Origin of the sequence: Treponema bryantii, from assembly GCF_900113965.1 — a bacterium.
Lineage (GTDB): Bacteria > Spirochaetota > Spirochaetia > Treponematales > Treponemataceae > Treponema_D > Treponema_D bryantii_A.
Genome location: NZ_FORI01000012.1, coordinates 39,263 through 51,399 on the forward strand (window position 1 = coordinate 39,263; position 12,137 = coordinate 51,399).

Annotated in this window: 9 protein-coding genes; 4 read left to right on the forward strand and 5 right to left on the reverse strand. The window is 39.4% G+C overall.

What is annotated here, in order from left to right; all coding sequences use genetic code 11:
- The first annotated feature begins 51 nt into the window (after window positions 1-51).
- Window positions 52-2,847: an insulinase family protein gene (locus BM161_RS13155; protein ID WP_074933430.1), complete on the forward strand. Its 2,796-nt coding sequence runs from the start codon at window positions 52-54 to the stop codon at window positions 2,845-2,847.
- On the opposite strand, the gene BM161_RS13160 is transcribed toward BM161_RS13155, so the two are convergent.
- A complete protein-coding gene (locus BM161_RS13160) occupies window positions 2,837-3,472 on the reverse strand; it encodes a master DNA invertase Mpi family serine-type recombinase (RefSeq protein ID WP_342351355.1) in 636 nt (211 codons plus the stop codon). The two genes, BM161_RS13155 and BM161_RS13160, sit on opposite strands and share 11 nt — an antisense overlap.
- Window positions 3,473-3,625: 153 nt before the next feature.
- Here BM161_RS13160 and BM161_RS13165 point away from each other — a divergent pair, with 153 nt between their 5' ends.
- The gene (locus tag BM161_RS13165; protein ID WP_074933435.1) at window positions 3,626-5,326 is read left to right on the forward strand and encodes a hypothetical protein; all 1,701 of its coding nucleotides are present in this window, start codon (window positions 3,626-3,628) and stop codon (window positions 5,324-5,326) included.
- Window positions 5,327-5,426: 100 nt separating this feature from the next.
- On the opposite strand, the gene BM161_RS13170 is transcribed toward BM161_RS13165, so the two are convergent.
- From BM161_RS13170 to BM161_RS13180, 4 genes are all read right to left on the reverse strand, one after another.
- The gene (locus tag BM161_RS13170) at window positions 5,427-6,083 is read right to left on the reverse strand and encodes an Rpn family recombination-promoting nuclease/putative transposase (RefSeq protein ID WP_342351356.1); all 657 of its coding nucleotides are present in this window, start codon (window positions 6,081-6,083) and stop codon (window positions 5,427-5,429) included.
- The gene (locus BM161_RS14290; protein ID WP_143090577.1) at window positions 6,084-6,299 is read right to left on the reverse strand and encodes a hypothetical protein; all 216 of its coding nucleotides are present in this window, start codon (window positions 6,297-6,299) and stop codon (window positions 6,084-6,086) included.
- A 176-nt stretch (window positions 6,300-6,475) separates the two neighbouring features.
- On the reverse strand, window positions 6,476-8,191 hold the full coding sequence (locus BM161_RS13175; RefSeq protein ID WP_074933438.1) for a hypothetical protein: 1,716 nt from the start codon (window positions 8,189-8,191) through the stop codon (window positions 6,476-6,478).
- A gap of 181 nt (window positions 8,192-8,372) precedes the next feature.
- A complete protein-coding gene (locus BM161_RS13180) occupies window positions 8,373-8,702 on the reverse strand; it encodes a hypothetical protein (RefSeq protein ID WP_074933441.1) in 330 nt (109 codons plus the stop codon).
- Window positions 8,703-9,082: 380 nt separating this feature from the next.
- Between BM161_RS13180 and BM161_RS13185 the strand changes: the two genes are divergently transcribed.
- Entirely contained in the window at window positions 9,083-10,135 is a 1,053-nt protein-coding gene (locus tag BM161_RS13185; RefSeq protein ID WP_177206249.1) for a DUF2804 family protein, read from the forward strand.
- 20 nt (window positions 10,136-10,155) lie between these two features.
- Window positions 10,156-12,129 carry a hypothetical protein gene (locus BM161_RS13190; protein WP_074933446.1) on the forward strand — a complete coding sequence of 658 codons (1,974 nt, stop codon included), beginning with the start codon at window positions 10,156-10,158 and terminating at the stop codon, window positions 12,127-12,129.
- The last annotated feature ends 8 nt before the right edge of the window (window positions 12,130-12,137 follow it).

A 12,137-nucleotide genomic window follows, 5' to 3' on the forward strand; every position in this document is an offset into this window, starting at 1 on the left:
CCTATATTGCAAAAAGTGGAAAGTAAAATATTTATATGGTAGAATGAGCGTATGAAAAAGTTCTACTCAATATTACTTTTCTGCCTTCTTGCGCATCCATTCTTCTCCACTCCCGTAAAATCAGTACAGGAATATACACTCGAAAACGGAATGCAGGTTTTCTTACTAGAAGATCCTTCAGATGCTCAGGTTCATATTGAGTACACTTGCCGCGCAGGCTTTTCTTCACAGACACAAAGCACCTGCGGATTTTTCAAACTCTACACAATGCTTGTAAAAGCAGCCGCTCCAAAACTTTCTTTCACAGATGTTCAGTGCAATGCAGATTCTTCGCGCTATATAATAGAAGTAAGTCCCTCAGAAGTAAGCGAAACACTTTTTTCACTTTCAGATGCAGTTTTCGCACAGGATTTTCCAGATGAAATTCTAAAAAATCAGCTCAATCTCCTAAAAAAAGAAGTAAATGACAATAAAGATTCAATGTCTGTTTATATAAATGCCGCCATTGATTCCCGGGTCTTTTCTGAAGCTCCATGGAAGCACGACTCTGGCATTTACCCGCCGGTTTTTAAGAAAACAACTGAAAAAACAGCCCGCACGGTCATCAAACAGATTTCTGAGCAGTGGTACACACCTAAAAACAGCGCAGTTTTTATCAGCGGAAACATTAATACTGAACGCACACTCCTGCTCCTGCGCAATAGCTTTGGCCGCTATTATTCAAACTTCAGAACTCCGGTTGAAAAACCTGCAAGCCCTGTAAACCGCCAGCGAAAATATGTTCTGCATTCAAATGAAATCTCTCCAGAACTTACCCAGCTTGTAATCCAATATACCCTGCTTGATATGGAACAAAGCGATCTTCTTTCGCTGGCAATGGGTTACGAAGGCTCTCTTTTTAAGCAGCAGGTTCTAAGCTTTGAAGAACTCAATATTCCAGGCGATGAGTACATAAACGTTTCTGCCGCACATAAAAAGGACAGTTCAAGACTGATTATTCAGACTCTTTTACAGCCGCCGGAAAATAAAAAACTTGCAGCCAGTACAAACTCATTTAAGCAAACAGAACTTTTCTTAAAACAACTCACACTGATTCCTCATATCGTTCAAAGCGAAGAGTTTGAGTACGCAAAAAATCAGCTGGAATACAGCCTTAACCGCACAGCCGCAATTTCTTCAGAACTGATGAAAACACTTTCGGAGTTCTGGGCCGTACAACCCTACTTCAACTATGTAGAAAACGACATTGAAGATTATAATTCGCAGACTGCTCGTATGCTTATGAGCCGTACACAAAAACTCCGCTCTACCGCACTTTCTGATACTATTACCCAACTTCAAAATGAAGAGCCTTTCATCTTTGTAATTATTAACAGCAAGGATTATAAAGCCAACAAAAAAGCATATACTGCCGCAGGCTTTGAAGAAATCAATGAAAAAAATGCTTCGTGGTATGTACAGCAGATGTTTAAAGATTCTTTAGCTGAGTCCCTGCCACAGAATCAGGAAAAACTTTACTCATCAGCCGCTGCCACAGATGACAACAGTTACTATCAGAAAAACCTTGATCAGACAAATCAATTTACACTTTCAAATGGAATTACTGTCTACACAAAGCAAAATCCTCTTTCAGAACAAACCTCTTTAGTACTTTCAATAAAAGGCGGCAAACTAAACTCCGCAGATGACAATGGTTTTGAAGAAGTAATGATAAACCTTACCGCAGGTCTAATCCAGAAAAAACTGATTTCTGCTCAGGCCGAAGGCCTTCTGACTGGAGCCTTCTATGTAAGTTCACAGACAGCTCTTTCAACCGGTAATATAATAGTAGAATTTGATTTAGAAGACACAATCGCAGTACTCAAAACCATCAGCGAAGTAATAGTTTATGGCGAAATTGCCCCAGCCGATGCCGACCGTGCCGTAGCCTCAAGAAAATATCGAAAGCGCCTTGAAAACGGAACCGCCGCAAATCAAATGTACAGCAGCCTCATCAACAAACTATATGGAAAAGGAAATCTTTCAAATATTTTCGAAGCCGAAAAAGAAATCCTTCTGGACACAGATTACACAAAGATTCTTTCTGCCTACCCTCAGCTGCTGGATGCATCCCGCTACTCCGTAATTATCTGCGGTGCGCTTTATGAAAATCTCCCTTCGTTACTGGAAGAAACTTTGGGTCAGCTTTCTTCTCAAAACACTGCGGCAACCCTCGCTCCTTCAACAGAGCCAGATTTCTCAAAAGCTAAAAACCTTTCGGTACGTGTACGACACACCTTCCTTACAGACATCCCGGCTGAAAAAGCTGGCCCACAACCGGCAGTATTAATTCCAACCACAGAATTTCTGGATCCGGTTATTTACGCAAACAAAGCTCCAGAGCCCGGAACAAAACAGGCAGCACTTTATAACGCCGTATTGAACTACATTGGAAAAACAATTGAAAGATCGTATCCTGTCACAGTTCAGTTCCCTCGCAGCTGCCTGAATATCGGTTCGCTGACAATCCAAAATGTATCACATACCCGCGAACTGGACTCTCAATATAAAACAGTTATTCAAACAATAACTGAACAGATGCAGCGTCTTCAGGCAAAAGACACAATCATCAAAGAAATCAAGAATAGCTGGATTCTAAATCAAATGACACAGACTGGCTCAGACACAGGCACAGCCCTCTTAATTCAAAACGGTCTGGAACTTTTTACAGAAAATCCAAAACCTCACTGGTACCTGGAAGAATACAACTACATACAAACTGCCACCGCACAAGACTTTCTGGAAATCATGGAATATTTCCCCGTAATCTCCCAGGCCCGAGTCTACTCCTCAGACTCTAAAAAGTAATCTTTTTCTCCTTCATAAACAGATACAAAGTTGAAGGAGAAACATTGAGCTGTTTGCTAATAAGATTTTTAGGATACCCTTCACTAAGCATCGTTCTGATTTTACACTCACAGCCAGTCAATTTATGCTTAGAGTTAAGCCTCCCTTTTGGCCGTCCAAGCTTCACTCCTTCCGCTTTCTTTCTTTGCAGCGCCTCTTTAGTCCGCTGCGAAATCAAAGACCTTTCAATTTCCGCTGAAATACTGAACGCAAATGCCAGCACCTTACTAGTCAAATCTTCCCCAAGTTTATACCGCTCCTTAACAGTATAAATAATCACCCCTCTTTCCATCAAAATATTTAAGATAGACATTATCATAAACATATTTCGTCCCAATCTCGAAAGTTCCGAGCAGATAATAATGTCCCCCTTCTTCGTTTTTTCAATCAACTTCCCAAGATTCCGCTTATTTGGAGAGATAGTCCCACTTATAGTCTCTTCAATCCACGAATCAACCTTAACCCCAGTTTTCTTAATAAACCGGTTAATCTCAAACCTCTGATTTTCCACAGTCTGCTTGTCCGTACTTACTCGAATATAACCATAAATTATATAGATACCTCCAAATAACAGATTATATATCAGTCCCTAAAGTAGTCAAAAATGATTTTACTACACAAACCACAAGATAAATAATTATAAATAATTTGTTATAAATCACAAAAATTCCCATTTTTCCCCTCGTGAAACGCATCCCGTGAAACACTCCCCTCCGATTAAAAAGGAGGATTTTTTCAAATGAAAAAAATCGTAGCATTGGGAGCTGCTGCAGCACTCATCGGCGGATTGTTCGCTGCTGAACCTGCATCAAATCCTAGTCTTGTAAGCTTTACAGGAAACGCTTCTGTTGAATGGGGTGTTGACCTTGACGCTGGTAAAACTGGTTTCAAGAATGGCACTTGGACAGAATTCAAAATCAAACTCTTCGACGCAGGAGATAAGGCTCTTACTGGTGATGGAGTATGGGCAGAACTCGTAATGAAAGTTGATGATGATTCTAGCGTTGGACCAAATGGTTTCGTAGATGGTGGATGGCTCGGTGGTAAAAACGCTTACATCGATGTAGCAAAACTTCACTTCAATAATATTTATGTTGGAATCAAATCTGGTGATACACAGACAGGTGAACTTGATTTCACTACTGCTATTCACTCAGCAGATCCATACTTCCACCCAGGACGCTGGCTCAACAATGTTGGACCATCTAGTTTCACACAGGGTATCGTAGCAGGATATGCAGATGACAACATGGACATTGGTGTTGACTTCCGTTCTTATGAAAATGGTCAGTACACAAATGCTTATGCTGTAGCCGGTGAATTCAAAATTAAAGATTCAAACAGCTTTGCAGAAGGTCTTTCTGTAGGACTTGGTGCATCATACAATCTCTCAGACACATATTACAAAGATTCAACAACAAACACTGCTGCTGAAAAAGTAGAGAATTTTGCTTATACATTTGGTTATAAGATCAATGATAAAGAAACACTTTTCGGTGCACAGCACTTACTTGGATATTCAGCTAGTGTTGGATATAAAATCAAGATTGATGACAAGTATTGGGCAAAACCACAGGTTGGTTTAACAGGTTTGTTGGCAACTTATAAAGATACAGACAATGGGGTAACTGTTGATGCAAGTGCTAATACAAACACACTCGCAGCTGGTGCTATTTTCGCTTGGGGAGACACAGCTGCTTACGGAAGCACAGGTGGTGTTTACTTCTTCGGTGATGATGCAAGAGGATTTACACCAGGTGTATCTGCAATGGTTTATGTTCCACTTGCATCTACAATTAGCGCAAAAGCAACAGGTAATGGACAGAGTGCTTCTGTAAAAATTACATCACATGATGCTTTGAAAGCTTTGATTGTTCCTTCATTCTATACAGGTGATCTTGTAGAAAACCTTTCAGCTGCTGTTTACTCAGAAATTGGTCTTTATGACTACAGAGAAACACAGCCAACTCCAACTCATTCTGGAAACGATTGGGCAGTTGAATCTTATGGTCAGACAACAGATGGAAAGAATACAATGGCACTTGCTGTTGCTGGTGGTCTTAAGTATGACATCAAGGCTGATGACATTACAATCACACCAAAAGCTTCTTTCCGCTATGCTAACACATGTTATGTACAGAACAAGACAAATGAAGTAGCTCCTGCAAAGGATCAGTCACTCTTCAAGGATCTTGGTGAGCAGAAGACAGAAACTTCTGGAGACAGACTTGGACTCTATGTTGGAGACTTCTTCAACCTCGAAGCAGGTGTAGATGTTGCTGGTCTTATCAACAACACAACATTCTACGCTCACTATAAGTCAGCTAACCTCTTGAACTCTATTGACTACTCAGAGAACAAGGATGCTGAAGGTAACTCATTGAAGTACTACAACGTAAAACTTGGTACATTCAACGTAGGTTGTAAGATTGCATTCTAATCTTGTAAAAGCTTAGAACACTTATAAAACCGCCAGGCCGCTCCTTCGGAGCGGCCTGGTCTTTTTATTAACTATAGTCATTAAATAAAGTCAAAAAAAATTATGCCTCAACTGGAACTTTAGCAGCAATTTTCTTTATCTCTTTTACCGAAATATCAAGAAGGTCTGCTATCTGTTCAGTTGTATATTTTTTATCCATCATTTTTCTAATTAAATCAGCTTTTTCTTCAGCTCTACCTTTTTCTATTCCTTCATTTATAATTTTATCAAGAAATTCATCCATAGTAACACCTCCTCTTTTATTCTTTAAATTAGCTTTATTATAAATCTCTTCAAAACGTTTGTCACCTGTTAAGGCCTTAAACGTTTTGATAATGGAATCAACATGGGTAATTTGCTCATTTGTTGGAATATACTTCGTATTCTTACGTTTTGTTTGAAAATATTTCGCAATAAATTTGAAATCACTATTAAACATATTAATTGTTTTATCATCGAGCCAGGCAATGTTGAATACATTGATTTTATAATCACTGACAAAGGGTTTTAATTCATTTAGAATAGAAATACATTTATGTAAAGTCTTTGGAGCTGTCCATTTTGTTTTTGTTCCGAAATACAGAACTAATGTGCAAACAGGATAGTATTGCTCTACTTTTTCATCCATAAGCTGCTGTTTATAACTTGCTCCATCATAACTTATTACACGAAGTGGCATCTTGTAGTCCTGATTAGTCTGATTCTCAATTCCTAAAATTTAAATACGTATTTCTCCATTTTTCCAAAATTTTGAAACATCCCGTTCCTGTTCATGCAACTCGTTATCGGCTTTCAGCATACTATCCTTTGTGTCTGCTTCAAGATCTTGTTCTTTTACTAGCTGTTTTCCTTTGAATAACAGAACATTTACGATATCAGCAAAAACATCATTCCAGGCTTCGAGGTTTTTCTCAGCGATATCCTTTTCTCCCATTTTACCTCCAACAAAACTAAAAATAATTCTATATTAATATATGTTTCGATATGCGATTTTAGGAAGTTTCTAGAGGAGAAGTAGAGAAAAATGGATAATTTTATGTGTGTTAAAAAGACCAGGCCGCTCCTTCGGAGCGGCCTGGTGGTTTATAAGTGTTCTAAGCTTTTACAAGATTAGAATGAAATCTTACAACCTACGTTGAATGTTCCAAGTTTTACGTTGTAGAACTTAGCATCCTTTTCTGCATCGTAAGATGCCTTGTATACAGAGTAGTCAGTCTTGTTCAAGAGGTTAGCTGACTCGTATACACCGTAGAAGCTTGTGTTGTTGATAAGTCCGCTTACATTTACACCTGCTTTGAGGTTGAAGAAGCCGTCAGCATTAACATCAAGTGCAGCTCTTTCTCCAGAATCAGCTTTCTTCTGTTTTCCAAGACCATCAAAAACCTTGTTTTTGCTAAGTGGATCATATCCGTTGATTTCGTTATCAACATAAGCTGTGTTTGCAAAGCGGATACCAACCTGTGGAGTAACAGTAATGTCATCAGCCTTGATGTCATACTTTACACCAGCAGCAAGTGCGAGAGCGAATGTATCGTTCTTGTCTTTAGCACCAGCATATGTTGTTTTATTATCAGTTCCTTCAGATTTTTCTTCACCATTAAGGATAGCCATTTCTGAATAAGCAGCAACTGAAAGACCTTCTATAAGTTCACCCTTTGTGCAGAATGCAGGTGTAAAGAGAACTTTAACTTTGTCATAAGAAGTTCCTGAACCAGACATAGAGAAACCTGCCATAGAAGCAGAATATGCCATTTTTTCAGCGAGAGGAATCTTTGCAACTACTGACACACCAGGACATGCCTTTTCTGCAGGACCTCCATCAAGGTAGTATACTCCAGCATTTCCATCTGCTGAACCCCAGCCAAACATTACACCTGCAACAAGCTTATTAGAGTTTGCAGTTCCAGAGACATCGCCTTTTGCTCCACCATAAGCCCATTCTCCAGCAGCTGTTTCATAAGTACCTGTAAGTCCTACAGCAGGTTTGAGCCAGTTCTTGTCATCAATCTTGAGTTTGTATCCAGCATTAAATGAGTAACCAATCTTGTTGTATTTATTTACAGTTGCAGTTGCGGTTGCTGGTGCACCATACTCAGTTAGATCAAATGTATATTTTGATTTTTTAACAGCTTCATTTGCAACATCAGCCAATTCTACAGATTCCCATCTTTCCTTAGAAATGTTTACAGAACCACCAAGGTCAACGAAGAGGCCTTCTACCAATTCGTTTGAATCCTTCAATTTTGCTTCTGCTGCGATTGCATAGTCGCTTGTGTATCTGTTGTCTCCATCTGGATTTGAACGGAAGTCAACATCGATACCGAAGTTGTTGTTACCATAACCAGCTACGATACCCTGTGTATAGCCATCAGGTCCAACATCGCTAAGCCACTTAGCGTTATCATTATCTGCAGAGCGGATAGCTCCATCAAATTTGTAAGTACCAGTTGTTGTATCACCACTTCTGATTCCAATATAGAAATCACCAAAGTGAAGTTTTGCAGTGTCTACAACAGCGTTCTTTCCTTTGAAAGCTCCTTTGCTTACACCATTTGGTCCAACACCATCATCTTCTTCGACTTTAATTTTGAGCTCTGCCCATACTCCGTCACCAGAAGTTGATTTGTCTCCTGTATCGAACAACTTCATTTTGAATGAAGCATCTTCACTGTTCTTGAAACCAGTCTGTCCAGCGTCAAGATCAACACCCCATTCAACTGATGCATTACCAGTAAATTCTACTACGCTAGGATTTGATGCAGGTTCAGCAGCGAACAATCCGCCTACGAGTGCTGCAGCAGCTCCCAATGCTACGATTTTTTTCATTTGAAAAAATCCTCCTTTTTATTTGTGGATTTCACAAACCAACGGTTTTTACGTAAAATCCTTCTTTTTTTTATAATTCTATCACGCCCTATTTGCGAAGTCAACAAAAAATTATTTTTTTATTATCTTTTGACCTTACTAATAAGAAAAAACTCTGAGGGGGCTCAGAGTTTTCTTAGAATTATAATTGTTTTTGAAGTTCAATGACTTTTTCGAGAGGGAGGCCTGTTAATTCAGAAATTTCATTTATTGAATAGTTCTTTATCAGCATGTTTTTAGCTGTTTCAATAGCTTTTTGTTGTTCGCCTTGCTGTATACCTTGTTGTATCCCCTGCTGTAAGGCTTCAGCGGCACGTTCGTCGCCATATTCTTCAACTATTTCACTAACCACCTTTACCCCCTCTGAATCCTGCTTATGATAGCGAACTTTTTCTGCAAGTTCATTATAAATTAATATATAAGCTATGTCATCATTGAATGTTTCACGGTGGTTGAGTAGCCCGTAGGGCATATCGAAACCATAATTATTTTGATCCAGAACTTTTTCCTACTCAACTGTTTTAGTTGCATATAATCACCACTAATTAAAGATTCACGTTTTTTACGACTCCATCCCTGGATTTGTTTTTCTCGCAAGAATGCATCTTCAATGTTTAAGCATTCTTCAAAATATACATGTTTTACGGGTAAACAATGTTTCGTATATTCAGACATGAGCTCCTCCTGATATTACGGGACCTTAAATATTATGGTTTCGATACGCCCTTCGGGCTACTCAACCACCGATTATTTCCTATAGGTAATGTACGTTTCGATATGCGATTTCAGGAAGTTTTTTGGAAAAAAAGTGTAGTATTTGTATTTTCCGGGAAGTTAGTTTATAATAGAGGAATGTATTCGCGGCAGTTTAGGGAACCGCCAGAGCATCTGGTGCAGAACGGAAAGGCGCATTTCGGTTGTTATGAAGGAGTCTCGGCTCTGACAGATATCCGTGGTATGAGAGCGCCTTATGCAGGAGTTCCGGTTCCTTCTATTATATCTAATCTCAGAATTAAAAGCCGGCTGGAATATGTTTTTTCTCTAAAGGATTTTATTGGACTTTCGCAGTTTTATGATTTTAAAGTTCTGGGACTTGGCGAAATCATCTTTTGGAATAAAGAAACCGGCAAGAAATATGTATATCACACAATTATGACACCGCGCCGTCGTTTTGTGCCTGTTCTCACAACAAAAGGAATCTGTGCAAGTTATAAGAGATCCCGCTTCATCAAGATTTCATGGGGACGTCAGCACAAACATCATGCGCTTACTTTTAAGGTAAAAGGTGATAATGCCAGACCGAATGCAGAAGGTTATGTTTACTCCCCTCTTACAGATGATATGCACACCGACTCGCTTTTTGTATCTCCGTCTCCGGCTTCAATGCGCTGTAGTGCTACCTGGTTTTCTTCTATGAAAACTCTCGGACACATTGCAATTAATGGAGAACCAGTTCAGGATTCAGAAGGTCTTGGAATGATGATTTTGAACAGAGCTTACTACAAGTTCCATTCGAAATCATCTTCTGTTTACGGAATTGGAAATGTACATAATAAAAACATTGTCTTCTATATAAATACATCAAACATGGATGCAGCAGATTCTGATTCTTACAACAGCAATATTCTTGTGGTTGACGGAAAGAAAACTGCCCTACCTCCGGTTTATATGACTCATCCTTTTGGAATTGATAAAAACTGGATTATTCAGGATACAGAAAGTATGGTTGATTTAACCTTTACACCTCTTTCTGTAAATTCTCGAACACTGAATCTGATTGCACTGAGAACAAGTTATTACACGATGTACGGAACCTTTGAAGGCGTACTCTTAACTTCTGATGGTGAAAAAATAATTCTTAAAAATTTTCCTGGCATGCTTCATAAAGGAATGCTTAGGCTTTAGTAATTTTTCTGGAGGATATTATGGCTGAAAAAATTAACGGGACTGCGGACTGGGCTCCGGGAACTCTGGACAAGACTAGAAAAAATATTGGAGAAATAAGCGATAAAGACGCTGCTGATATGGCAAAGAAACTCGGCGGCCAGGTACTCTATGAACGCACAACAGGTTCTTCTGGCGGTGGCTCTGGAAGTAAAGCCGGAAGAATTGTAAGACAGCCTTCTGGCGGAGCCGGCGGATCTGGTAGCCGTGGTGGAGCTGGTGCTTCTGATAACGGAGCTGGCGGTGCTGGCGGCATGCCAAGTGGAAGACGCAGAAGAGAAGATCTTCCTGTAATTTCAAAGAAGGCCGCAGCGACAATGGATAAGCTGATGATGTCTCCGGAATATAAAATTAAGCCGAACTACGGAATGTTTAATTTTATCCGTTCGTTCCAGAAAAACGGAATGGAAAAAATTGTTCCGGATTTTTATCAGTATACAATGAAGCAGGCAACAGAGCACATGGAAGGCTTTATTACTGTAATCAAAACTTTGATTCAGATTGCTCCTGCTACATACAAAGCAAAAATTGCAAGCGGAACAGAATCTAAATTTAAGTTCCTTCGAAACGTTGCCGGCTGGGCTATGCAGCCGATTAAAGTTGAATACATTAACCTTCAGGGATTAAATGAAACAATTATTGTTGCAGATTTGATTCCTCTGGTTCGTGCAATTTATAAACCACTCATTACAGTTTACTATTTTGGAAACACAAAAATTCCAAAGCTGATTAAAGAGATTTATTCTGATGAAGCAGCTTATCCGGATTCACCAAAAGATAAGCTTTCTCAATATGCTAAACAGGCAATTACAGAATGGCTGTACATCGAAACTGAAGTCATTAAAAAGCTCTACCCTCTTTTGATGCGCATGTGTTCTGACACTTATGAATCTTATCCGACTTTCTTTAATGCAAAGGTTGGAGAAATTCTTAAGTTTGTAGGATTGCACAAGTTTGATCTCTTACTCCCTGAAAAACCAAAAGAGCCGGCTCCAGAAGCAAAGAAGCCTAAGGTTGCTCCTCCTGAAAAAGGAATTAAAGATTCAACAGTAATCACTGGTCTTAAACTTTTGAATCAGATGTTCCCGGATGCGGGCTTTGACCGTCTTGATGAACATCCTGATTTATATCCATACTTCCAGCCTTTGTTCCATTTTAAAGATGGCTTTAATATGCTTTCGCCAGACAATCCTATTCAGGTTATCTGTGTATTGCAGCATATTATTGAAGACTGTTTCCAGGGCTGCCGTAACATCACCTTTGCAGACCCCGGAGAACAGAAAAAAGGCGCAGACAGTATTATGTCGATTATGGATGACTGGTCTGCATATCGTGAGGATACCTTTGAACAGCTTTACTGCGAACCATTGTGCGACCTTGTAAACTCTGTTTATTCTCAACCAGACTTTGATAAGTCTCACATCGGTAAGAAGATGATTACATCTTTGCTCTGGCAGACAACTTATCATTACATGCCAAACTTTAAGTTTGAACAGCTGCTGCTTGAGCATCCAACTGATGAAAGCAAGTACAGACCTTTATTCCATCGTACAGATTTTGCAAGAAAATTCCTTACTCTTGTAATTAACGAATGTGATCAGAAAGCTCCAACTAAGGCAACCTGTTCTCTTATTGAAAATCCTTGGGAACACTACAAGTTTGATATTCCAAACGAAGTTTCAAAGCGTCTTGATGTTTTGCTTGGTGCTCAGAATAAGACAGCAAACACAACTGCCAATAATGCAAACCTGCTGAAATACACTTTGTGCTTTATGGCTGTTCTTGACTGGTGGATTAATAACCCTGGAAGTCCTGCATACTCTACTGACCCAATGCATATCTGGCGTGTATCTGATTCTGATGGAAAACCTCAGTTCTCAGTTCCAGAACGCAAGGACCAGAACAAGTTATTTGCGGATGGAATTAGAGCTAGTTATCAGAAAGCCGCGAAGTAAAACGAAAT

Bases quoted from the DNA above. Each gene is read 5' to 3' on its own strand.
- BM161_RS13185 (WP_177206249.1), top strand. From the start codon at position 9,083: ATGTATTCGCGGCAGTTTAGGGAACCGCCAGAGCATCTGGTGCAGAAC.
- BM161_RS13190 (WP_074933446.1), top strand. From the start codon at position 10,156: ATGGCTGAAAAAATTAACGGGACTGCGGACTGGGCTCCGGGAACTCTG.
- BM161_RS13180 (WP_074933441.1), bottom strand. From the start codon at position 8,702: ATGCCCTACGGGCTACTCAACCACCGTGAAACATTCAATGATGACATA.
- BM161_RS14290 (WP_143090577.1), bottom strand. From the start codon at position 6,299: ATGGGAGAAAAGGATATCGCTGAGAAAAACCTCGAAGCCTGGAATGAT.
- BM161_RS13165 (WP_074933435.1), top strand. From the start codon at position 3,626: ATGAAAAAAATCGTAGCATTGGGAGCTGCTGCAGCACTCATCGGCGGA.
- BM161_RS13155 (WP_074933430.1), top strand. From the start codon at position 52: ATGAAAAAGTTCTACTCAATATTACTTTTCTGCCTTCTTGCGCATCCA.
- BM161_RS13175 (WP_074933438.1), bottom strand. From the start codon at position 8,191: ATGAAAAAAATCGTAGCATTGGGAGCTGCTGCAGCACTCGTAGGCGGA.